A 23,648-nucleotide genomic window follows, 5' to 3' on the forward strand; every position below is an offset into this window, starting at 1 on the left:
CCCCGCCGTCGCGTGTCCGACAGCCCCCGCCGTCGCGTGTCCGACAGCCCCCGCCGTCGCGTGTCCGACAGCCCCCGCCGTCGCGTGTCCGACAGCCCCCGCCGTCGCGTGTCCGACAGCCTCTGCCGCCATATGTCCGACACGTTTCGCCCCGCGGATTCCTTTTGCCAAGGGTTAACTCGCGCCTCTTGACGGCCGCTTGATGGCGTTCTCACTATGTTCCTCATCGCGCAACCCATCGTGCAGTGCGCAACAGCAGAGGAGCCCGGTCGTGCCACACGAGGTCCGTGCCGTAGTCGCTGTGAAGAAGGGCGCACCCGTCGAGGTGCGGACGATCGTCGTCCCCGATCCGGGCCCCGGTGAGGTGCTGGTCGCCGTACAGGCGTGCGGGGTCTGCCACACCGACCTGCACTACCGCGAGGGCGCGGTCAATGACGGCTTCCCGTTCCTGCTGGGTCATGAGGCGGCCGGCACGATCGAGGCGGTCGGCGAAGGCGTCACCGACCTCGCGCCCGGCGACTACGTCGTCCTCGCCTGGCGCGCCCCCTGCGGCAGGTGCCCTTCCTGTCGCCGCGGCCGCGCCTGGTACTGCTTCGACTCCCGCAACGCCGAGCAGCCGATGACGCTGCTCGACGGCACCCCGCTCAGCAACGCCCTCGGCATCGGCGCCTTCGCGGAGAAGACGCTGGTCGCGGCGGGGCAGGCGGTGCGGATCGACCCGGCCGCCCGGCCCGAGGCAGCCGGTCTCATCGGCTGTGGTGTGATGGCCGGTTACGGCGCCGCGGTGAACACCGGCCGGGTCGGGCGCGGCGACTCGGTCGCCGTCATCGGCTGCGGCGGCGTCGGCAACGCGGCCATCGCCGGAGCCTGTCTGAACGGCGCCATGAAGGTCATCGCCGTCGACATCGACGACAAGAAGCTCGACCAGGCGGAGAAGTTCGGCGCCACCCACACGGTCAACTCCCGTGGCACGGACCCGGTGGAGGCGGTGCGGGCGCTCACCGACGGCCATGGGGTCGACATCGCGATCGACGCCGTGGGCCGCCCCGAGACCTTCACCCAGGCCTTCTACATGCGCGACCACGCGGGTGTGCTGGTGCAGGTCGGCGTCCCCTCCCCCGAGATGAAGGTCGAACTCCCGCTGATCGACGTGTTCTCACGCGGCGGCGCGATCAAGTCGTCCTGGTACGGGGACTCGCTGCCGAGCAGGGACTTCCCGTTCCTCATCGACCAGTACCTCTACGGGCTGCTGGACCTGAACGCCTTCGTGACCGAGACGATCGCCCTCGACCAGGTCGAGGAGGCCTTCGCCAAGATGCACCGGGGTGAGGTGCTGCGCTCGGTCGTGGTCCTGTGAGCCCCGTCGACCGGCGCCACGGACCCAGCGTCCCGGAGACCCCCTGACGCCCCTACGCCTTTGCCCCTCTCCGAGACCCCTAGCTCCCCGACACCCGCGACCCCCTGAGACCCCCACCCCGCAAGGAGGGGCATGTCCAGCACGCCCGAAAGCCAGTCCCCCCGTGTGGTCGTCATCGGTGCCGGCATCGTCGGCTGCTCGCTCGCCGACGAACTGACCGCGCGCGGCTGGACCGACGTCACCGTCCTCGAACAGGGCCCCCTGCCCGCCCCCGGCGGCTCCACCTCGCACGCGCCCGGGCTCGTCTTCCGAACCAGCCCGTCCCGGACGCTCTCGGAGTTCGCCAAGTACACGGTCGAGAAGTTCAACGCCCTGACCGTGGACGGAGTTCCCTGCTTCGACCGGGTCGGCGGCCTGGAGCTCGCCACCACCCCGGAACGCCTCGCCGAACTGCACCGCAGGGCCGGTTACGCCGCCGCCTGGGGCATCCGCGGCGAGATCGTCGGCGCCGCCCGCTGCAAGGAACTGTGGCCCCTGCTCGACGAGTCGGTGGTCCTCGGCGGCTTCCACACCCCCGACGACGGCCTGGCCCACGCCCTCCTCGCGGCCCGCGCCCAGCGGGAACGGGCCACCGAAAGAGGCGCCCGCTTCCTGGAACGCCACACCGTGACCGGCATCGAGAGGGAAGGGAACCGCGTCACCGCCGTACGCACCGACCAGGGCTCCTTCCGCGCCGACCACGTCGTCTCCGCGGCCGGTTTCTGGGGCCCGGTGATCGGCCGTATGGCCGGCGTCCAGGTACCGCTGCAGCCGCTCGCCCACCAGTACGCGAAGACCAAGCCGCTGCCGGAGCTCCGAGCAGCGACCACAACGATCACGACGACCACAGCGACCACGGCGACCACAGCGACCACGGAAGCCTCGAAGCCCATCCTCCGCTTCCAGGACCGCGACCTGTACTTCCGTGAGCACACCGGCCGCATCGGCATCGGCTCCTACGCCCACCGGCCGCTGCCCGTCGACCCGTTCGCGGTGCCGCCGTACGACGAGGCCCGCGCCCAGGGCCGGGACATGCCCTCCTCGTACCCCTTCACCCCGCAGGACTGGGCACCGGCCTGGGACGACTGCCGCTGGCTGCTCCCGGCACTGCGTGACTCCGAGATCGAGGAGGGCTTCAACGGCGTCTTCTCCTTCACCCCCGACGGCATGCCCGTCCTCGGCGAATCGCGGCACGTCCGAGGCTTCTGGCTGGCGGAGGCCGTCTGGGTCACCCACTCCGCCGGTGCCGCGAAGGCGGTGGCCGAGTGGATGGTGAACGGCCGCCCCAGCCTCGACCTGCACGAGTGCGACCTCACGCGTTTCGAGGAAGCGCAGCGTTCACCGGCGTACATCCGTGAGCGCGGTTCACAGCAGTTCGTCGAGGTGTACGACGTCCTCCACCCCCTCCAGCCGATGGAGCGGCCCCGCCCGCTGCGCGTCAGCCCCTTCTACGCCCGCCAGCAGCAGCTCGGCGCGTTCTTCCTGGAGGGCGGCGGCTGGGAGCGCCCGCACTGGTACGAGGCCAACGCGCCCCTCGCCGACGCGATCCGGCTCCCCCCGCGCGACGCCTGGTCCTCCCGCTACTGGTCGCCCATCGCGGCGGCGGAGGCACGGGCGACCCGCGAGAAGGTCGCCCTGTACGACATGACCCCGCTGCGCCGCCTGGAGGTCACCGGCCCCGGAGCCCTCGACTTCCTCAACCGCATGACCAGCAACAACCTCCGCAAGAAGCCCGGCGCGGTCACCTACACCCTCCTGCTCGACCCGACCGGCGGCATCCGCTCCGACCTCACCGTCGCCCGGCTCGCCCCCGACCGCTTCCAGGTCGGCGCCAACTCCCCCGCCGACCTGGACTGGCTCGTCCGCCACGCGCCCGAGGACGTCCACCTCCGGGACATCACCTCCGGCACCTGCTGCATCGGCGTCTGGGGGCCGCTCGCCCGCGACCTCGTCCAGCCCCTCACCCACGACGACTTCTCGCACGGGGCCTTCGGCTACTTCCGGGCGAAGGAGACGTACATCGGCCACGTCCCGGTGACCGCCATGCGCCTGTCGTACGTCGGTGAACTCGGCTGGGAGCTGTACACGACCGCCGATCTGGGCCTGCGTCTGTGGGACACCCTCTGGGAGGCGGGCCAGGGCCTCGGGGTGATCGCCGCCGGCCGCTCGGCCTTCAACTCGCTGCGGCTGGAGAAGGGGTACCGCGCGTGGGGCGTCGACATGACCGACGAGCACGACCCGTTCGAGGCGGGCCTCGGATTCGCGGTGCGGATGGACAAGGACGGGTTCGTGGGCCAGGAGGCGCTCCGCGACCGCCCCGCGCAGACCCGCCGACTCACCCCCCTCCTCCTCGACGACCCCGCCGCCGTCGTCCTCGGCAAGGAGCCCGTCCACGTCGACGGCGCCCCGGCCGGTTACGTGACCAGCGCCTCGTACGGCTACACCCTGGGCCGCTGCGTCGCCTACGCGTGGCTGCCCCCGCTCGCCACCGGCACCGCCGTGCACATCGGGTACTTCGGCGAGAGGATCCCGGCCACGGTCGCCGAAGAGCCGCTCTTCGACCCGAAGATGACCCGCATCCGGCGCTAGGAGACGCAGATGTCCCCCACCTTCGACGTGATCGTCATCGGCCTCGGCGGCATGGGCAGCGCCGCCGCCCACCACCTCTCCGCGCGCGGCGCACGCGTCCTCGGCCTGGAGCGGTTCGGTCCGGTCCACCAGCGCGGCTCCAGCCACGGCGGTTCCCGTATCACCCGCCAGTCGTACTTCGAGGACCCCGCCTACGTACCGCTGCTGCTGCGCGCCTACGAGCTGTACGACGACCTGGAGCGGGCCAGCGGCCGGGACATCGCCACGCTCTGCGGCGGTGTGATGGTCGGCCGCCCGGAGACCCGGACGGTCGCCGGTTCGCTGCGCTCGGCACGCCAGTGGGACCTGCCGCACGAGATGCTCGACGCGAAGGAGATCCGCCGCCGCTTCCCGACGCTCACCCCGAAGGACGACGAGGTGGCGCTGTACGAGCGGCGGGCCGGGCTGCTGCGCCCCGAGCACACCGTGGCCGCCCATCTCCAGCTGGCCACCCGGCAGGGCGCCGACCTGCACTTCGAGGAGCCGGTGACCCGCTGGGAGCCGTACCGGGACGGCGTCCGCGTGCACACCGCCGAGAACACCTACACCGCGGGTCAGCTGGTGATCTGCCCCGGCGCCTGGGCGCCCCGGCTGCTCGCCGATCTCGGCGTGCCGTTCACCATCGAGCGGCAGGTCATGTACTGGTTCCAGCCGAAGCAGGGCATCGAGCCGTTCCGCCCGGAGCAGCACCCCATCTACATCTGGGAGGACACCCGAGGCATCCAGGCCTACGGCTTCCCCGCGATCGACGGACCCGGACTCGGCGCCAAGGCGGCCTTCTTCCGCAAGGGCGAGATCACCACCCCGGAGACCATCGACCGCACGGTTCACGAGCACGAGGTCCGGGCGATGGCGGACCACCTGTCGCGTTGCGTCCCCGACCTGCCCGGCACTTTCCTCAGGGCCGCGACCTGCATGTACTCCAACAGCCCCGACGAGCACTTCGTCATCGCCCGCCATCCGGCGCACCCGGACTCGGTCACCGTGGCCTGCGGATTCTCCGGGCACGGCTTCAAGTTCGTGCCCGTGGTCGGGGAGATCCTCGCCGACCTGGCCATGACGGGCGCCACCGAGCACCCCATCGGCCTGTTCGACCCCGCCCGCCTCGCCGCCGCGCCCGCCTGAGCCACACACCTGGGCCGCCAGCCTGAGCCACACGCCTGAGCCACACACCTGGGCCGCACACCTGAGCCGCACGCCGACGACAGGAGCACGCACGTGACGACGACCCCGATGCCGCCCAGCCTGCTCGCGACGCTGCCGGGCCACTACTACACCGACCCCGGCATCTTCCGGCGCGAACAGGAGCACATCTTCGAGTCGATGTGGTTCTGCGCCGTCCGCGGCGCCGACCTCGCCAGGCCGGGCGCCTTCCGTACGGTCCAAGTCGGCCGCGAGAGCGTGATCATCACGCGGACCCGCAGAGGCGACCTGCGCGCCTTCCTCAACGTATGCCGTCATCGTGGAGCGCGGCTGTGCATGGAGGACTCGGGTGAGGTCAGGCGCAACCTCCAGTGTCCGTATCACGCTTGGACGTACGACCTTGACGGCACATTGATCGCCGCCCCCAACTTGATCAAGATGCCCGACGTCGACAGGGTCCAGTACGGATTGATCAAGGTGGCCCTGCGCGAGTGGCTGGGCTACGCCTGGGTGTGCCTCGCCGACCAACCGCCCTCCTTCGAGGAGACCGTCCTGGGCGCCGCCGTCGAACGGCTCGGCGACACCGCGGCCATCGAGCACTACGGCACGGAGAACCTCACCCTCGGCCGGCGCATCTCCTACGACGTGAAGGCCAACTGGAAACTGATCGTCGAGAACTTCATGGAGTGCTACCACTGCGCCACGATCCACCCCGAACTCACCGAGGTGCTGCCGGAGTTCGCCGACGGCTACGCCGCGCAGTACTACGTCGGCCACGGCGCCGAGTTCGGCGAGGAGGTCAAGGGCTTCACCGTGGACGGCAGCGAGGGCTTCGCGAAGCTGCCGGGGGTGAGTGAGGACCAGGACCGCCGCTACTACGCCGTCACCGTCAAGCCGGCGGTCTTCGTCAACCTCGTGCCGGACCATGTGATCCTGCACCGCATGTTCCCGCTGGCCGAGGACCGCACGGTCGTCGAGTGCGACTGGCTGTACGCCCCCGAGGTCGTCGCGTCCGGAGCCGACGTGTCGAAGTCGGTGGAGCTGTTCCACCGGGTCAACGAGCAGGACTTCGAGGCCTGTGAGCGGACACAGCCGGCCATGGCGTCCCGGGCGTACCGCGCGGGTGGTGTGCTGGTCCCCAACGAGCACCACATCGGGATCTTCCACCAGTGGATCCTGGAAAAGCTGGGAGGCGGCCATGCCGGACCTGTTCATTGACGGCGAGTGGCGGGCCGCGCTCGACGAGCGCACCCGGGAGATCCGCTGTCCGGCCGACGGCTCGCTGGTCGGGGTGGTGGACGAGGCGGGCGGCAAGGACACCGTGGCGGCGATCGGCGCCGCCCGCCGCGCCTTCGACACCGGCCCCTGGCCCGGGACCGCACCGCAGGAGCGCGGTGACCTGCTGCTGCGCGTCGCCGGCCTCCTCGTACGCGACAAGGAGTCGATCGCCCGGGCCGAGTCGCTCGACACCGGAAAGCGGCTCGTGGAGAGCGAGTACGACATCGACGACGTGGCCAACTGCTTCCGCTACTTCGGGCGGCTCGTCGCCAGCGAGGGGACCGGCCGGGTCGTCGACACCGGCGCGCGGGCCATCGACAGCCGGGTGGTGCACGAGCCGGTCGGGGTCTGCGGGCTCATCACCCCGTGGAACTACCCGCTGTTGCAGACGGCCTGGAAGGTGGCCCCCGCGCTCGCGGCGGGCAACACCTTCGTGCTGAAGCCGAGCGAGCTGACCCCGCACACCGCGATCCATCTGATGCGGCTGCTGGACGAGGCCGGACTCCCGCCGGGCGCCGGCAATCTGGTGCTCGGCGCGGGACCCGAGGCGGGCGCCCCGCTCGCCGACCACCCGGACGTCGACCTCGTCTCCTTCACCGGGGGTCTGCACACCGGGCGGCGGCTGATGGCGGCCGCGGCCGGGACCGTGAAGAAGGTCGCGCTGGAACTCGGCGGCAAGAACCCCGACATCGTCTTCGCCGACGCCGACTTCGACACGGCCGTCGACATGGCGCTGACGGCCGTGTTCCTGCACTCCGGGCAGGTCTGCTCGGCGGGCGCCCGGCTGCTCGTGGAGGAGCCGCTGCACGACCGGTTCGTCGACCAGGTCGTACGGCGGGCCGCCGGGATCAGGCTCGGCGGGCCCTTCGACGAGCACGCCCAGACCGGGCCGCTGATCTCGGCGGCCCACCGCGCCAAGGTCGAGGCCTACGTGGCCAAGGGGCTCGCCGAGGGCGCGGTCCTGCGCTGCGGCGGCGCCCGCCCCACCGGTGCCGGTCTCGACGAGGGCTTCTACTACCCGCCCACGGTGCTCGCCGAGTGCGCCGCCGGGATGTCGGTGGTCCAGGAGGAGTCCTTCGGGCCGGTGCTCACGGTGGAGCGCTTCACCGGCGAGGAGGAGGCCGTACGCCTGGCCAACGACACCGTCTACGGCCTGGCCGGCGCGGTATGGACGGACGACGAGGGCAAGGCCGCGCGGGTCGCGGCCGCGCTGCGCACCGGCACGGTCTGGATCAACGACTACCACCCGTACGTCCCGGGGGCCGAGTGGGGCGGCTACAAGCAGTCCGGTTTCGGGCGGGAGCTCGGCCCCTCCGGGCTCGCCGAGTACCGCGAGACCAAACACATCTGGCGCAACACCAGCCCCACGCCTCAGGGATGGTTCAGCTGATCCCCGGGTAGCAGCACGCAACCCTCGGCCCCCGCACGAGCCGCTCCCCGTCCTCCCTCAGGCCCACCAGGAGTCCGCTCATGACCACGACCCACCCACCGAGAGACGCCGACGACGCCGAACTCGCCGAGTTCGGCTACCGACCCGAACTCAAGCGCACCCTCGGCACCTTCCACACCTTCGCCGCCGGCATCAGCTACATCTCGATCCTGACCGGCACCTTCCAGCTCTTCTACTTCGGCTACGGCAGCGGCGGCCCCGCCTACTGGTGGTCGTGGCCGATGGTCTTCGGCGGCCAGTTCATGGTCGCCCTCTGCTTCGCGGAACTGGCGGCCCGCTACCCGGTGGCGGGGTCCGTCTACAACTGGTCGAAGAGGATAGGCAATCCGCACCTGGGCTGGCTCGCCGGGTGGATGATGCTGATCGCGTCCATCGTGTCCATCGCGGCCGTGGCGCTGGCCTACCAGCTGACGCTGCCGCAGATCTCCGACGCGTTCCAGCTCGTGGGCGACGGCACCGGAAAGTATGACGTGGCGACCAACGCGGTCATCCTGGCCGCGGTGCTGATCCTGTTCACCACCCTGGTGAACGCCTTCGGCGTCAAGCTGATGGCCCGGATCAACACGGCGGGCGTGTTCATCGAGTTGATCGCCACCGTTGTATTGATCGTCCTGTTCGCCGTCCACATCACCCGCGGCCCGCAGGTGGTCATGGAGACCAACGACACCGGCGCGGGCTACGGCGCCGGGTACCTGGGCGCGTTCCTCGTCGCGTCGCTGGCGTCCGCGTACGTGATGTACGGCTTCGACACGGCCGCCTCGCTCGGCGAGGAGTCACTCGATCCCACCCGGAACGCGCCGCGCGCCATCATCCGGGCGATCGTGGCCTCCTTCGTCCTCGGCGGCCTGATCCTGCTCCTGGCCCTGATGAGCGTCTCCAGCCTCAAGGGGGAGCGGCTCTCCACGGACGGACTGCAGTACATCGTGCTGGACGTGCTCGGCTCGACGGCCGGCAAGGCGATGCTGTGGTGCGTGCTGATCGCGGTCACCGTCTGCGCCCTGGCGGTCCACACGGCCGCGGTCCGGCTGGCGTTCGCGATGGCCCGGGACAACAACCTGCCCGCGTCCTCGAAGCTGGCCAAGTGCCACCCGCGGTTCCACACCCCGGTCCTGCCGACCGTGATCATCGGGATCCTGGCGCTGGCGATCCTGGTGGTCAACATCCGGCAGCCGCAGATCTTCACGGTCGTCACCAGCATCGGCATCATCATGATCTACCTCGCCTACCTGGGCGTCACGGCCCCGATGCTGGTGGCGCGGCTGCGCGGCAGATGGCAGCCGGCCGGCGACGGCCGCTTCTCGCTGGGCCATTGGGGTCTGCTCGTCAACACGCTGGCCGTGCTGTGGGGCCTCGGCATGACGATCAACCTGATCTGGCCGCGGGCCTCCGTCTACAACGCCAGCGCCCCCTTCCACTGGTACCTGCAGTGGGGCGCGGTCCTGTTCGTCGGGGTCATCGCGGGCGGCGGCTTCGCCTACTACTGGTTCGTCCAGCGGCACCGCACGGGTGTGCTGGCCGAGCACCGGTCGCAGACCGCCGCGGAGGCCGAAGGAGACCGTCTTGAGCAGCGATGAGTTCGACTACGTCGTGGTCGGCGGCGGCACCGCGGGCAATGTGGTCGCGGCCCGGCTGTCGGAGGATCCGGCGGTCACGGTGTGCGTCCTGGAGGCCGGGCCGAGCGACGTCGGCGACGACGCCGTCCTGCGGCTGGAGCGCTGGATGGGCCTGCTGGAGTCCGGCTACGACTGGGACTACCCGGTCGAGCCGCAGTCCAGCGGCAACAGCTTCCTGCGGCACGCCCGCGCCAAGGTGCTCGGCGGCTGCTCCTCGCACAACTCCTGCATCGCCTTCTGGGCCCCCGCCGAGGACCTGGACGACTGGGCGGCGGGCGGCTGCACCGGCTGGAGCGCGGCCGACCTGTTCCCGCTCTTCCGGCGCCTGGAGAACAACGACGCCCCCGGCGACCACCACGGCCGCACCGGCCCGGTGAAACTGCGCACGCTCAAGGGCGCGGACCCGTGCGGCACGGCCCTGCTGGAGGCGTGCGCGCAGGCGGGCATACCGACGACGGCCTTCAACACCGGCCGGACGGTGATCCGGGGCGCCAACTGGTTCCAGATCAACTCCGACGAGAACAACGTCCGCCAGTCGTCATCGGTGGCCTACCTGCACCCGGTGATGGGCAAGCGGCCCAACCTGGAGGTCCGTACCGGCGTACGGGCCAAGAAGCTCCTCCTCGACGGCCGGCGCTGCGTCGGCGCCGAGTACCTGGACCCCGACCTGATCCACAGCCGGACGGTACGGGCCCGGCGCGAGGTCGTCGTCTCGTGCGGGGCGATCGACTCCCCCAAGCTCCTGATGCAGTCGGGCATCGGACCGGCCGCGCACCTGCGCGAGGTCGGCGTCGAGGTGGTGGTGGACGCCCCGGGCGTCGGCGAGAACCTCCAGGACCACCCCGAGGGCGTCATCATGTGGGAGGCCCGGCGGCCCATGACCACCGCGTCCAGCCAGTGGTGGGAGGCGGGCATCTTCTACGACACCGAACCGGGCCTGGACCGGCCGGACCTGATGTTCCACTACGGCTCCGTGCCGTTCGACATGAACACGGCGCGCCACGGCTACCCCACGTCCGAGAACGCGTTCTGCCTCACCCCCAACGTCACGCGGGCGAAGTCACGGGGCACGGTCCGCCTGCGCACCCGCGACTACCGGGACAAGCCCCGGGTGGATCCCCGGTACTTCACGCACGAGCACGACGTGCGCGTGATGACGTACGGCCTGAGGCTCGCCCGCCGGATAGCCGCGCAGCCCGCGCTCAGCGGCTGGGCGGGAGCCGAACTGGCCCCCGGGCCGGACGTCCGCTCCGACGACGAACTGCTGGACTACATCCACCGGACCCACAACACGGTCTACCACCCGTCCTGCACGGTGAAGATGGGCGCGGACGACGACCCCACGGCCCCGCTCGACGCGCGGCTGCGGGTCAAGGGGGTCGAGGGGCTGCGGGTGGCGGACGGGTCGGTGATGCCGGATCTGGTGACCGTCAATCCGTGCATCACGACCATGGTGATTGGCGAGAAGTGCGCGGATCTGATCAAGGCCGATCGTCGGCCGGGGGCCGTCGGTACATCCGGGTCGCCGTGATCTCGCTGTGCACCGCCTCCTCCCCCTGGGACTGCTGGGGCAGTCCCGGGCGGAGGTGTTCCTCGACGCTGATGTACTTCAGTCCCGCCCGCAGGTCGGCGTCGTTGCGCAGCCGGATGACCAGCGGGAACTCAGCCAGCGCGGTGGTGTCGAAGAGGCCGGTGGTGTACAGCAGCTGCACACCGAGGGCGTCGGAGACCGCGCGCTGCAGTTCCAGCAGGTAGGTCGCGTTGGCGCGGCCGATGGGGTTGTCCAGGAACAGCGTGCCGGCGTGGCGGTGCTTGTCCCGGCCCCGGTCGTTCGAGCGCAGGGCCGCCATCGTGCAGTACAGCGCGATGGCCGCGGTGAGCAGCTGTCCGCCGGAGAACACATCGCCCATCTGCCCGACGGGCACGCGCTCCGCACGCAGCACCGCGTCCGGCTTGAGGATCTCCACGGCGACGCCCTTGGGCTGGAGCGCGGCGCCGACTCCGCGCAGCAGCAGGGACATCCCGTCCCGCCGCAGATCGGAGTTCTTCTTCACCGCCGCGCGCGTGGCCTCGTCGATGACCTCGCCGAGCCGCTCGGTGAGCGTGGCCTGGTCGGGCTCCTCGAACCGGATCCGCAGGAACTCCTGCCCGGACCACTCGCCGAGGCCCTCGGGCAGCCGGGACAGCCGCTGCGCGGACCGGAGGGTGGCGAGCGCCGACTCCACCAGCCCGCGCAGCCGGTCCACGATCGAGTCGCGGTTGCGCTCCAGCTGGGCCAACTCGTCGGTGAGGACGCGCAGTCGGGGTGCGAAGGCGTCCGCCCACTTCTGTGCGTGCTCGGGCAGCGAGGCCGCGGGCAGCTCCCGGATCTGCTGCCGCGCGGGGGTGCGTACCTGCTCGTACCGCGTGGAGTTGGCGTGCCGCACGAGCACATCGCTCGCCTCGCGGACGGCCGCCTCGGCGGCGGACAGGTCGGCGGCGCAGCCGCGCAGCGACCGGCGGGCCTCGGCGGCGGACTGCCGGGCCTCGTCCGGGCTGCCGGGATACGGCTCGGTCTCCTCCTGGTCCTCCTCCGGGGTGTGCTCGCGCAGCAGGTCGCGGAGCATCGCGGCGATCTCGTCGAAGCCGCCGGCCGCGTCCTCGGCGGCGCGGTGGGCCCCCAGCAGCTCGGCGTGCGCCTCCCGGGCCCGGCCCAGCGCCTCGGTGCGCGAGGCGAGTTCGGCGGTCGCCGTGCGCAGCAGCGCCTGGGCGTGCTCGGCGTCGCGCGGCTGGAGCTCCTCGGCCAGCTCGGTGTGCGCCTGCTCGCCGTCCTCGGGCGCGTGCCGTTCGGCCTCGCCGCGCAGCCGCCCGAGCTGCTCGCTCGCCGTCGACATCCGGGTCTCCAGGAGCTGCACCAGCTCCTCCGCGCGGGCGACGGCCGCCTGCCGGGACGGCCCGTCGGAACCGTCGGGGGACTGGAGCAACTGCTCCGCGCGGGTGCGGACCTTGTTGCTCAGCCGGTCCAGCTCCGCGCGCGCCGCGCTCTCGTCGCTCTCCGCACGGGCCTGCTCGGCCCGCAGGTCGGCGCCGACGCCGACCTTCTCGTACACCTGCGAGGCGGCCCGGTAGGCCTCGCGCAGGGCCGGCAGCGACGCCTTGGACGCCTCGGCGTCGGTCTCCGGTACGTCGTCGGGGGCGCCCGCGATCTCGGCGCGCTCGGCACGCAGGGCCCGCGCGGTGCGGCGGGCGTCGTCCGCGGCGCGCTGGGCGGCCCGCCGGTCCTCGTCGGCGGCGCGGGCACGCTCCAGGCAGGTCTGGGCGCGGGCCTCCGACTCGGCGGCCTCGTCGGCGAGTTCCCGCAGCTTGGCCTGCCAGCCGGCCCGCTCGCGCAGCCGGAAGGCGAGTCCGGCGAGGGCGTCGGCGGCGCGCCGGGCCTTCTGCGCGGCCTCCTGCCGCTCGTCGCGGACCTGGGCGGCCTCCGCGGCGGCCTCGTCGGCCTCCGCGCGCACGGTCCGCGCCTCGGCTAGCTCGGCCTCGGACTCCTCCGCGAACGCGCGGGCCTCCCGCGCCGTCCCGGCCAGTTCGACCAGCCGTCCGGCCGGGCAGCCGGTGCGCCAGGAGGCGAGCCGCGCGGCGAGCTCCCGGTCCTTGCCGAGCCGGGCGGCGAGGGCGCGGATCTCCTGGTCCCGCTCGGCCGCCCGCGCGCGCAGCGCCTGCCGCTCCTCGTCGGCGGCGTGCTCGTCGTGCATGGCCGGGTTCGGCGGTACGAGGAAGACGTCGCCGGTGTGCGCGTCGGTGCCCGGTGTGGGGGCGAGGAGGGCTGCGGCGGTGCCGACGGCCACGGCGGACCGGGGCAGCAGGGCCGCTTCGCCCAGCACCTCGCGGGCCCGCGCGTGCGTGGCGGGGTCGGTGATGATGACGCCGTCGACCAGCTCGGGCCGGGCGGCCAGCACGCGCGCGTGGTCGGCGGGGTCGACGGCCTGGGCGAGGTAGCGCCAGCCGGGCAGGGCGGGGATGCCGTGCTCGCCGAGGAACTCCACGGTGGCCAGCACGTCGGGTCCCGGCGGCAGCAGTCCGCCGTCGCCGAGGGCGCCGAGGATGCGGGAGTCGTCGGCGGCGGCCGTCCGCAGCTCGAAGAGCTGCCGTTCGGCGGAGGAGACGGCGTCGTCGAGGAGTTCGCGCAGTTCGTCGGCGAAGCGGTCGAGCTCCTCGGGTGTCAGCATGCCGTCCGGGGCGAGGCGCGGGCCGACGGACCCTCCGGTGCCGGTCGTCCGGCCGCGCGGGGTGGTACCGGCGTCGGCGTGCGGGGCAGTGCCGCCGGATCCGGCGTCCAGCCCGGTCCGGGGCCCCGGCAGGCCCGCCCGCGCGCCGGGGGCGCCCGGCAGGCTCAGCAGCTCGGCCAGCCGCTCCTCGGCCGCCAGCGCCTCGGCGAGCCGCTGCTCCGCCTCGTAGGACCGCTGGGCGGCCGTCGCCGCGTCGGCCGCGCGGGCCGCGGTGAGTTCGGCGCGGGACTCCGTGGCGGCCGCCTCGCGGGCGTGCTCCGACGCCCGCCGGGAGGCCTCCCGCGCGGAGTCCCAGGCGGCGACGGCACTCTTCTCGGCGTCGCTCGCGGCGAGGGCCGCGCGGGCCGGGTCGGCGTCGGGGGCGCTGTCGTCGAGCCAGCCGGCGCGCACGGCCTCGGCGGTCTCCTGCTCGACCTCGGACAGGCGCTGCTTGAGGTGGCCGATCTCGCTGCGGGCGCGCTGGGCCTCGGTGGCGGCGGAGGTGGCGTCCCGGTGGGCGGCCTCGCCGACCTCCTGCAGCGCGGCCGACCGCTCCTCCCCCTCGTTGGCGAGGGCCTCGGCGCTCTCCGCGGCCGCGTGCAGCGCCCGTACGAGATCGACGGCGGCCTTCGCGCGGGCGGCGAGGGCGGGGGCGGCGTCCCGCTCGGCCTCCTGGATCGCGGCGGCCACGCGCGCGACCCGGTCGGCGGCGGCGCGGTGCCGCAGCACGGCCTCGGCGGCCTGCCAGGCGGAGTGCAGGGTGCGGGCCTCGGCCAGCTCGCGCTTCTGCGCGGCCGCGGACTTCTCGGCGGCGGCGAGGGCCAGCGAGGCGTGCCGGTAGGCGAGTTCGGCGGCGATCGAAGCGCTGCGCTCCCGCCCCGCCTCGGCATGCGTGACGGCGTACGCGGCGGCGGTGACCCGCTGGGCGAGGTCGGCCGCCCGTACCCGCTCCCGGGCCCCGCGCGCGGAAAGCCGCCGTGCCAGGGTCCGGGTCCGCCGCTCGGCCGCGGTGTGGATGTCCCGCGCGCGGGAGCGCGCCTCGGCCGCCTCCACGATCCGCCCGAGCAGATCGACGGACCCGGCGGTGAAGTCCCGCTCGGCGATCAGCTCGGCGCGCCGCCCGAGCTTGTTGCCGAACCCGCTGACCAGGTCGGCGAGCCCGTCGGTGTCCCGGGTGTCGGTCACCGCGCGCAGCAGCAGGTCGGTGAAGTCGGAGTCCTTCTTCACCGCGAACAGGCCGGCGGCCTCGCCCTCGTCGGCGTTCATCTCCCGCTGGTAGCGGAAGAGTTCGGGGTCCAGGCCGAGGTCGCCGAGGTGCTCGATCCACCGGTCGTGGATCTCCTCCCAGTGCACCTCCAGATGCGGATACGCCTTGCCCGCCTCGGTGAGGGCGTCCCGGAAGCCCTTCATGGTGCGGCGGCGGCCCTGCGCGCCGGAGGCGCCCTCGACGGACGGGCGGACGGCGGTGGACTCGGCGACCGGCAGGTTGTCCAGCGCGAGCCCGGGCCCGGGCCGGAAGGAGTACCAGGCCTCGGCGAACTTCCGCGGGTCGTTGGAGACCTGCCGCCCGCGCCACTCGCTCACCTTGCCGACCACCACGCACTCGCCGGTCAGCGTGTGCTGCCACTCCAGGGCGACGTGTCCGCAGTCGTCGGCGAGCAGGAACTTGCGCAGCACACCGGAGCTGGCGCCGCCCAGGGTGTTGCGGTGGCCCGGCAGCATCACCGAGAAGATCAGCTTGAGCAGCACCGACTTGCCGCCGCCGTTCTCCAGGAACAGCACGCCGGCGGGCGCGGGCCGGCGCGGCGGGCCGACGGGCTCCTCCGCGAAGAACTCCGCCTGCGCGGGCGCGGGGTCGGGCACGGGCTCGCCCACGCCCCGCAGGTCGAGCACGGTGTCGGCGTAGCGCGCACCGGCGGGACCGATGGAGTAGAGGCGGATGCGGGACAGCTCGTACATGGCGGACTCTCGTAAGTCTTCGGCAGGTGGGGGGGAAGGTCAGGACCGGGCGGGCGCGTGGAACGGCAGTCCGGCGTCGGCCACCAGCTCCAGGTCGTCGCCCTCCTCGGGCGGCAGCAGGGTCGCCGTGCCGTCGGTGACCGGAACCACGCCCAGCTCCAGCAGCTCGGCCATCGCGGCGCTGCCCGCCATGTCGCGCACCTGGAGCTGGTAGCGGGCGGTCGTGCGGTACGTACCGCCGTTGTCGTCGCCGGTGCGCTGGAGGAACCCGGAGTCGGTGAGGAAGGCGACGGCCTTGCCGATGATGCCGGTGGTGGACCCGGCGAGTCTGCGGGCGTCCTTGGTGGCGCCGGTGGCGGTGCGTCGGGCCCAGATCCGCCAGGCGGCCTCCAGACCCGGCGCGTCGCTGGCCGGGTCGGTGTTCTCGCCCTGCTCCTCGGCCCGTTCCTCCAGGCGCCGGCAGGCCTGCCGTACGAAGGCGTCGACGCCGTTGACGGAGACGCGCCCGATGTAGCCGTCGTCGGCGAGGTCCTCGGGGCGGGGGAACGCCAGGGCGGCGACGGCGAGATGGGCGAGCCCGTGCAGGAAGCGGTCGGCGGAGTCGGCGGAGGTCCGCCGGGCGTAGTCGCCCATGCGCACGGCGAACACCGAGTCCTCGGCGGCGGTCACCGCCATCCCCGCGCGTGGGGACACCTCCAGCACCACCAGGCCGAGCCCGGCGGCCACGGCGTCCGCGAGCCGCGCGAACGGCGGGTCCTCGCGGTAGCGCCGCAGCAGCTCGGTGTACTCCTGGTCCCGCGCGGGCTGCAGCTTCGGCTGGAGCCCGAAGGCGACGAGCCGGGCGGCGTCGGCGGCGTCCGCGGGCGTGACGGCGGCACTCGCGGAGGAGGCGGTGGCCTCCGGCTCGCTCCACTCGACGTGCTCGCTCACGGTTGGGCTCCTTGCTGTGCTGTCACTCGGTTCATGCTGCTTCCGTCCGGTCCGCGGCCATTCCCGCGGCGTCCAGCAGGGCGGTCCCGACGATCAGATCGGCCCCGCCGAACTCCGGGTCGTCCAGCTCGGTCCCGTCGTCCACGGCGAACAGCAGCTTCTGCTCGCCCTGCCGGTAGGCGGTGCCGACCGGCGGGCTCGCCGCGTGCACCGCCAGCAGGGCCACCAGGTAGGGCAGTTCGGGGTCCGCTCGACGCGCCTCGGCGAGCAGCCCCGACAGACGCCGTGGCGCGTCGGCCGGCAGGTCCAGCAGTTCCGTCGCCGCGGCGAGCTGCTCCTCGCTGAACCGGCTGTCGTCCGGGGTGGCGATGAGGTCCGGTTCGGGCATCTCGGCTCCGAGGTGCTCGCGCTCCACCGGGGGCGTGAGCAGTATGTCCACCAGGTCCCCGACCCGCACCGACACCGGTGTCCGCAGCCCTGTGCCGCGTCCGAAGAACGCGTCGGTGACGCGGACCGCCTCTGCCACGGGCAGCGGCAGCACGGGCGCGACGAGATGGCCGTACAGGTCGATCCCCGCGGTCGTCATCGGCGTCGCGAAGGCCTGCCGGTCCTGCTCCGCGCGGAACAGCGGCCCGGCCTCCAGCAGGCGCGACTGCAACTGGGTGTGCCGTCGGATGCAGTCCTTGACGATGTCGACGAGCTCGGCGGCCCGGCGCTTGTGCTCGGGGTCCTCGGACTCGTCCCGCGCCTTGCGGATGTTGGTCAGGATCGCGTTCTCGTGGCGGTAGCGGTCGGCGACGTGGTCCAGCGCCTCGGCGATCATGTCGGGCACGGTCCGGAGCCAGTCCACCGCGCGGACGTTGCGCCGGGTCGCGTCCAGGGCCCTGCGCAGGGTTTCGGAGTACTGCACGGTCCGGTACCGGGCCTGCTCGGCGGCGAGCTGGGCGTCGGCGAGGCGGCCGCGGCTGATCAGCACCTCCAGCTTGACCTCGGCGGCGATCTGGGCGCTGGTGACATCGGTGTCCAGCGCGCCGACGAGGACGTTGACCGCTTCGTCCGTCGTGCGCAGGTACACCGTGCCGCCGGGGCCCGGCACCTCTTCGATCAGCTTGAAGTCGTAGTCACGACGGACATAGGTGCCGTCCGGGGCGAAAGTCCCGTAAACGGCGCGGAATCCGCGGTCGACGCTGCCGACGTTGATCAGGTTCTCCAGCACCCAGCGGGCCACCCGCTCGTGCTCGGCGGCGGGCCGGTGCGGGGCCTGGGCGGCGATGCGCGGGACGAGCCGGGCCACTATCTGGTCGTGATCGGCGCCCGTGTCGAAGTCCATGTTCAGGGTGACCAGGTCGATGGCGGCGAGCGCCACCTCCGCCATGCCGTACACCGAGTACTCGCCGGCCAGGTTGGCCTTGCGCGCGTCCAGGTCGTGCAGCGGGGCGGTGCAGGCGAGCGCGCGCAGGCGCCGCGCCAGGCCCTCGTCGGCGGCCGGGCCCGACGCGGGGCGCGGCCCCGCGCTGAGCTGGGGCGGAACGCTGTCCGTCGATGCAGGCGAAGTCACGGTGCACAGACTAGGTCCTAGGTCTGACAACGACCCAAACGACCCAGAACGACGGCCCTCACACCGAATCCGCGGACCGCGGCAGACCTCAGGCGGGCCCGCCCCCGTCCTCGCCCACCCGGCGCCGGTACACCTCCACGACCCGCTGGAGCGAGTCGCCGAGATAGACCGCGAGCAGCCGCTCCGCCTCGTCGCGGTCACCGTCGCGAAGGGCCTGGAGGATCTCCAGGTTGCGGGCGAGGTAGGGCTCGTGCAGCCGCCGCGGGTCGTCCGCGACGTGGAAGGCGAGGCGCAGTTCGGCGAAGACGCTGCGCATCAGTTCGTCGGTGCGGTCGCTGCCCGCCAGGGCCACCAGTTCCCGGTGGAAGTGGATGTTGGCCGTACCCACCGCGTTCCAGTCACCTTCGCGAGCCGCCCGCTGCCCCTCCCCGACGGCCCGCTCGAGGCCGTCCAGGCCGTACGGCGGCTCGCCGAGCCCGCGGACGACGGCGCACTCGACGAGGGCGCGGGTGCGGTAGATGTCCTCGACGTCCTCGACGGTCAGGACCCGGACGAAGACGCCCCGGTTCAGCTCGTGGACCAGCAGCCGTTCATGGGTGAGCAGGCGGAACGCCTCGCGCAGCGTGTTGCGGGAGACGCCGAGGGCGCCGCCGATGCTGTCCTCCGACAGGCGGGTGCCGGGCGGGAAGTACCCCTCGGCGATCCGGGTCCTGAGGATGTCGGAGACCCGCTCGGCGGTGCTGGTGCGCCCGAGGAGGGCCCGGTCGCCGGCCAGTCCCGTCAACTGCTCTGCCATGCCCGGAATTCAATCGCAGATACAAGGACGAAACAACGGGAGTATTGAAGGATCGTTCAACGATCCTCTACCTTGCTACGCACGGCGCCGCCTCCCTCACCGCGGCGCCCGGTCACGTCCGCACGGCACGGCTCAGTTCCCGGCACCCTTCGTCCTCCCTCTGCGAGGTGCACATGAGCACGACCCGTCCCACCACCGACGTCCCTCCCCCGGCCGCCCAAGGCGCCCCCGACGACGGCGCGTTGGGCTGGCTGCGCGCCCTGGGGCCGCGGGGCCGCCGCGCCTTCGCCGGCGCGTTCGGCGGCTATGCGCTGGACTCCTACGACTACTTCACGCTGCCGCTGAGCATGGTGGCGCTGGCCGCGTACTTCGGCCTGGACAGCGGCCAGACCGGCCTGTTCACCACCGTCACGCTCGTGGTCTCCGCGGTCGGCGGCGCCCTCGCCGGGGTGCTCGCGGACCGGATCGGCCGGGTCAAGGCGCTGATGATCACCGTCGTCACGTACGCGGTCTTCACCGTCGCCTGCGGATTCGCCCCCAACTACGAGACTCTGCTGGTCTTCCGCGCGCTCCAGGGCCTCGGCTTCGGCGGCGAGTGGGCGGTCGGCGCGATCCTGGTCGCCGAGTACGCGAGCGCCAAGCACCGGGGCCGCACCCTGGGCGCGATCCAGAGCTCCTGGGCCGTGGGCTGGGCGCTGGCCGCGATCATGTACACCCTCGTGTTCTCGCTGCTCGACGACGATCTGGCCTGGCGCGTGATGTTCTGGACCGGCGCGCTGCCCGCGCTGCTCGTGGTCTGGATGCGCCGCCGGGTGCAGGACGCGCCCCAGGCGGTGGCCGTACGCGAGAACAGCCCCCGCAAGGGCTCGTTCACCGCCATCTTCCAGCCGGGCATGCTGCGCACGACGGTGTTCGCCGTGCTCCTCTCCACCGGCGTCCAAGGCGGCTACTACACCCTGGCCACATGGGTGCCGACCTACCTGAAGACGGAGCGCGACCTGTCGGTCGTCGGCACCGGCGGCTATCTGACCTTCCTGATCTCGGGCGCCTTCCTCGGCTATCTGACCGGCGGCCACCTCACCGACCGGCTCGGCCGGCGCCGCAACATCTGGCTGTTCGCGCTGCTCTCGGCGGTCTGCATCCTGGTGTACGCGAACATCCCGAGCGGCGCCAACACCCTGCTGCTCGTCCTCGGCTTCCCGCTCGGGTTCTGCATGTCGGCGATCTTCAGCGGCTTCGGGTCCTTCCTGAGCGAGCTGTACCCGACGGAGGTGCGCGGCACCGGACAGGGCTTCACGTACAACACGGGCCGCGCGGTGGGTGCCGTCTTCCCGACCACGGTCGGCTTCCTGGCCGACAGCTGGGGTGTGGGCGGCGCGCTGGTGTTCGGCGCGATCGGCTACGCGCTGGCCGCGCTGGCGCTGCTCGGGCTGCCGGAGACGCGCGGGAAGGAGCTCGCGTGAACCGCACGGACGACCACCCCGTGGTCCTCGTCGACGAGCACGCGCACGCGTGGCGGCCCGCGGACGCCCGCGCCCGCTTCCGCGCGGGGCTCACGGGCCCCACGGCCGGGGTCGCGGCGGGCCACACCCAGGTCAACCTGATCTCGGTGCCCGCGGACTGGGCGTACGACATGCTGCTGTTCTGCCAGCGCAATCCCCAGCCGTGTCCCGTGCTCGACGTCACGGACGCCGGGTCCTGGACGACCGTCCTCGCCGACGGCGCCGATCTGCGCACCGATCTGCCGCGCTACCGGGTCTGGCGGGACGGCGAGCTGGTGGCCGAGCCGACCGACGTGCGCGCGTACTGGCGGGACGACCTGGTGTCGTTCCTCATCGGCTGCAGCTTCACCTTCGAGTGGGCGCTGACCGAGGCGGGGGTCCCGATCCGCCACATCGAGCAGGGCCGGAACGTCCCGATGTATGTGACGGACCGTCAGTGCCGTTCCGCGGGGCGGCTGCACGGGCCGATGGTGGTGTCGATGCGTCCGGTGCCGCCGGAGCATCTGGCGGCCGCGATCCGGGAGAGCAGTCTGCTGCCGGCGGTCCACGGCGGCCCCGTACACTGCGGCGATCCCTCGGTTCTGGGCATCGACGACCTCGGCCGCCCCGACTTCGGGGATCCGGTGGAGACCGCGCCGGACGACATCCCGGTGTTCTGGGCCTGCGGAGTGACCCCGCAGGCGGCCGTGGCGGCGTCCCGCCCGCCGTTCGCCCTCACCCACGCGCCGGGCCAGATGTTCCTCACCGACGCCCGCGACGAGCAGTACCGCGTGCTGCACGCCGCCTGACAGGAGACCCATGACCTCGATCGATCTGAACGCCGACCTCGGCGAGGGGTTCGGCCGCTGGCGGCTCACCGACGACGAGCGGCTGCTGTCCGTGGTCACCAGCGCCAACGTGGCCTGCGGCTTCCACGCCGGGGACGCGGTCACCATGCGGCGGGTGTGCGAGCTGGCGGCCGAGCGCGGGGTACGGATCGGCGCCCAGGTCTCCTACCGGGACCTGGCGGGTTTCGGGCGCCGCGCGATGGACGTGCCGTCCGCGGAGCTCACCGCCGAGGTGGCGTACCAGATCGGCGCACTGGAGGTCTTCGCCCGCGCGGCCGGCACGCGCGTGTCGTACGTCAAGCCGCACGGCGCCCTCTACAACCGGGTGGTGCGCGACGAGGAACAGGCGGGCGCCGTCGTCGACGGGGTGCTCCTCGCCGACGCCACGCTGCCGGTGCTCGGGCTGCCCGGCTCCCGGCTGCTGGAGCTGGCCGCCGGGGCGGGGCTGCCGACGGTCACCGAGGCGTTCGCGGACCGCGCCTACACCGACGAGGGCACCCTCGTCCCGCGCGAGCGGGAGGGCGCCGTCGTCACCGACCCGGACACCGTCGTGGCCCGCTCGGTCGGCATGGCCCGCTCCGGCGAGGTCGAGGCCCACACCGGGGCACGCATCCGGATCAGGGCCCGCTCCCTGTGCCTGCACGGGGACACCCCCGGCGCGGTGGACCTCGCCCGCCGGGTCCGCGACCAGCTCCAGCGGTCCGGGGTCCGGGTGGAGGCCTTCGCATGAGGGCGCTGCGCGTCGGGGGCGACGCCCTGCTCGTCGAGGTCTCCTCGGGCGAGCAGGCCCAGGCACTGCACGCGGAGCTGCTGCGGCGCCGCGCGGAGGGCTCCCTGTCGGTCCGCGAGATCGTCCCGGCCGCCCGTACGGTCCTCCTCGACGGCCTCACGGACCCGGCCCGGCTGGCGTCCGAACTCACCGCCGCCCAGGTGCCCCCGGCGCCCCCACGCGCGCGTGAGGTCGTCGAACTCCCGGTGCGCTACGACGGCCCGGACCTGGCGGACGTCGCCGCGCACTGGGGCGTGCGCCCCGAGGAGGTGGCCCGCATCCACGCGGACACGGAGTTCACCGTGGCCTTCTGCGGCTTCGCCCCCGGCTTCGGCTACCTCACCGGTCTGCCCGCGCACTACGACGTACCGCGCCGGGACACCCCGCGGACGGCCGTCCCCGCGGGGTCGGTCGCCCTGGCCGGCCCGTACACCGGCGTCTACCCCCGCTCTTCACCGGGCGGCTGGCAGCTGATCGGCACCACGGACGCGGTGCTGTGGGACCACGCGCGCGTGCCGGCCGCGCTCCTGGCACCGGGCACGCGCGTGCGCTTCGTCCCGGCAGAAGTACCGGGCACGCGCGTGCGGTTCGTCCCGGCAGAAGGACCCGGCACGCCCGTGCGCTCCGTTCCCACCGACGTGACGGGGCGCTCATGACGGACCGCGCCCTGGCCGTCGTCCGCGCGGGGGCCCTGACCACCGTGCAGGACACCGGCCGCCCCGGCCACGCCCACCTCGGCGTGCCCCGCTCCGGTGCCCTGGACGGGCCCACGGCGGCCCTGGTCAACCGTCTGGTGGGCAATCCGCCCGGGGCGGCGGTCCTGGAGACCACCCTGGGCGGCGTCGCCGTACGGCCGCGTTCGGCCCTCACCGCGGCGGTCGCCGGAGCCCCCTGCGCGGTCACGGTGGACGGCCGCCCCGTCGCCTGGGGCGCCCCGGTGCGCGTCCCGGCCGGGGCCGTCCTGGACCTCGGCCCGGCGGTCAGGGGCGTCCGCAGTTATGTGGCCGTCTCCGGCGGCATCACGGTGGAACCGGTCCTCGGCAGCCGTTCCACCGACCTGCTGTCCGGCCTGGGCCCCCCGCCCCTGGCCGACGGCATGGTCCTCCCCCTGGGCCGGCCGACCGGCCACCCCGCGCGCGTGGACGTGGCCCCCCAGCCCTCCCCGCCCGAGGAACTGGTCCTCCACGTGACCCTGGGCCCCCGTGACGACTGGTTCACCGCGGACGCCGTACGGACCTTCACCTCCCGCACCTACCGCGTCTCCCCCGCGAGCAACCGCATCGGCCTGCGCACCGAGGGCCCCGCCCTGGCCCGCTCCCTCCCCGGCGAACTCCCCAGCGAGGGCATGGTGCTGGGCGCGATCCAAGTGCCCCCGGACGGCACACCGGTGGTGTTCCTGGCGGACCACCCGACCACCGGCGGCTACCCGGTGATCGCGGTGGTCCGCCCCCAGGACCTACCGGCGGCGGCCCAGGCGGTACCGGGAACCCCGGTCCGCTTCATAGCTGTACGGGCACGGTGACCCGGCAAGGGGTGTGGGGAACCGCGCGACCGGCCC

General features: G+C 73.1%; 16 protein-coding genes. 12 read left to right on the top strand and 4 right to left on the bottom strand.

The features are described from left to right. The first annotated feature begins 271 nt into the window (after window positions 1-271). The 7 genes from ACWD1Z_RS16920 to ACWD1Z_RS16950 all read left to right on the top strand — a co-directional run bounded on the left by ACWD1Z_RS16920 (window position 272) and on the right by ACWD1Z_RS16950 (window position 11,039). Window positions 272-1,357 (top strand): S-(hydroxymethyl)mycothiol dehydrogenase, encoded by a 1,086-nt coding sequence (locus ACWD1Z_RS16920; protein WP_451119377.1) that lies wholly within the window; start codon window positions 272-274, stop codon window positions 1,355-1,357. 132 nt (window positions 1,358-1,489) lie between these two features. Next, window positions 1,490-3,985, top strand: coding sequence for a GcvT family protein (locus tag ACWD1Z_RS16925; protein ID WP_451119379.1), 2,496 nt, complete (start codon window positions 1,490-1,492; stop codon window positions 3,983-3,985). 9 nt (window positions 3,986-3,994) lie between these two features. Next, the gene (gene solA / locus ACWD1Z_RS16930) at window positions 3,995-5,149 is read left to right on the top strand and encodes an N-methyl-L-tryptophan oxidase (protein WP_451119381.1); all 1,155 of its coding nucleotides are present in this window, start codon (window positions 3,995-3,997) and stop codon (window positions 5,147-5,149) included. 108 nt (window positions 5,150-5,257) lie between these two features. Further along, on the top strand, window positions 5,258-6,385 hold the full coding sequence (locus ACWD1Z_RS16935) for an aromatic ring-hydroxylating oxygenase subunit alpha (protein ID WP_451119700.1): 1,128 nt from the start codon (window positions 5,258-5,260) through the stop codon (window positions 6,383-6,385). Then, window positions 6,366-7,835, top strand: a complete 1,470-nt coding sequence (locus ACWD1Z_RS16940; RefSeq protein ID WP_451119382.1) for an aldehyde dehydrogenase family protein — start codon at window positions 6,366-6,368, stop codon at window positions 7,833-7,835. The genes ACWD1Z_RS16935 and ACWD1Z_RS16940 overlap by 20 nt, the downstream gene beginning before the upstream one ends. Before the next feature lie 80 nt (window positions 7,836-7,915). Continuing rightward, window positions 7,916-9,469 (top strand): APC family permease, encoded by a 1,554-nt coding sequence (locus ACWD1Z_RS16945; protein WP_451119384.1) that lies wholly within the window; start codon window positions 7,916-7,918, stop codon window positions 9,467-9,469. Continuing rightward, window positions 9,456-11,039: a GMC family oxidoreductase gene (locus tag ACWD1Z_RS16950; RefSeq protein WP_451119386.1), complete on the top strand. Its 1,584-nt coding sequence runs from the start codon at window positions 9,456-9,458 to the stop codon at window positions 11,037-11,039. Before ACWD1Z_RS16945 ends, ACWD1Z_RS16950 begins: the two co-directional genes overlap by 14 nt. On the opposite strand, the gene ACWD1Z_RS16955 is transcribed toward ACWD1Z_RS16950, so the two are convergent. The 4 genes from ACWD1Z_RS16955 to ACWD1Z_RS16970 all read right to left on the bottom strand — a co-directional run bounded on the left by ACWD1Z_RS16955 (window position 10,990) and on the right by ACWD1Z_RS16970 (window position 18,992). Continuing rightward, window positions 10,990-15,708, bottom strand: coding sequence for a hypothetical protein (locus ACWD1Z_RS16955; RefSeq protein ID WP_451119388.1), 4,719 nt, complete (start codon window positions 15,706-15,708; stop codon window positions 10,990-10,992). The two genes, ACWD1Z_RS16950 and ACWD1Z_RS16955, sit on opposite strands and share 50 nt — an antisense overlap. A 39-nt stretch (window positions 15,709-15,747) precedes the next feature. After that, window positions 15,748-16,638: a hypothetical protein gene (locus tag ACWD1Z_RS16960; protein WP_451119389.1), complete on the bottom strand. Its 891-nt coding sequence runs from the start codon at window positions 16,636-16,638 to the stop codon at window positions 15,748-15,750. A 31-nt stretch (window positions 16,639-16,669) separates the two neighbouring features. Next, window positions 16,670-18,196 carry a hypothetical protein gene (locus ACWD1Z_RS16965; RefSeq protein ID WP_451119391.1) on the bottom strand — a complete coding sequence of 509 codons (1,527 nt, stop codon included), beginning with the start codon at window positions 18,194-18,196 and terminating at the stop codon, window positions 16,670-16,672. An 88-nt stretch (window positions 18,197-18,284) separates the two neighbouring features. After that, entirely contained in the window at window positions 18,285-18,992 is a 708-nt protein-coding gene (locus ACWD1Z_RS16970) for a GntR family transcriptional regulator (protein ID WP_451119393.1), read from the bottom strand. Between the two features lie 173 nt (window positions 18,993-19,165). On the opposite strand from ACWD1Z_RS16970, the gene ACWD1Z_RS16975 reads away from it, so the two are divergent. Genes ACWD1Z_RS16975 through ACWD1Z_RS16995 form a run of 5 tightly spaced genes read left to right on the top strand, consistent with a single transcriptional unit; the run spans window position 19,166 to window position 23,612 of the window. Next, on the top strand, window positions 19,166-20,455 hold the full coding sequence (locus ACWD1Z_RS16975; RefSeq protein WP_451119394.1) for an MFS transporter: 1,290 nt from the start codon (window positions 19,166-19,168) through the stop codon (window positions 20,453-20,455). After that, complete coding sequence (locus ACWD1Z_RS16980; protein ID WP_451119396.1) at window positions 20,452-21,282, top strand: putative hydro-lyase; 831 nt, start codon at window positions 20,452-20,454, stop codon at window positions 21,280-21,282. Before ACWD1Z_RS16975 ends, ACWD1Z_RS16980 begins: the two co-directional genes overlap by 4 nt. A 10-nt stretch (window positions 21,283-21,292) precedes the next feature. Beyond that, complete coding sequence (locus ACWD1Z_RS16985) at window positions 21,293-22,051, top strand: LamB/YcsF family protein (protein ID WP_451119398.1); 759 nt, start codon at window positions 21,293-21,295, stop codon at window positions 22,049-22,051. Further along, a complete protein-coding gene (locus ACWD1Z_RS16990) occupies window positions 22,048-22,746 on the top strand; it encodes a 5-oxoprolinase subunit B family protein (RefSeq protein ID WP_451119400.1) in 699 nt (232 codons plus the stop codon). The genes ACWD1Z_RS16985 and ACWD1Z_RS16990 overlap by 4 nt, the downstream gene beginning before the upstream one ends. Beyond that, window positions 22,743-23,612 (top strand): 5-oxoprolinase subunit C family protein, encoded by an 870-nt coding sequence (locus tag ACWD1Z_RS16995; protein WP_451119402.1) that lies wholly within the window; start codon window positions 22,743-22,745, stop codon window positions 23,610-23,612. Before ACWD1Z_RS16990 ends, ACWD1Z_RS16995 begins: the two co-directional genes overlap by 4 nt. Window positions 23,613-23,648 lie beyond the last annotated feature (36 nt).

The sequence above is a fragment of the Streptomyces sp. NPDC002784 genome, from assembly GCF_053592135.1.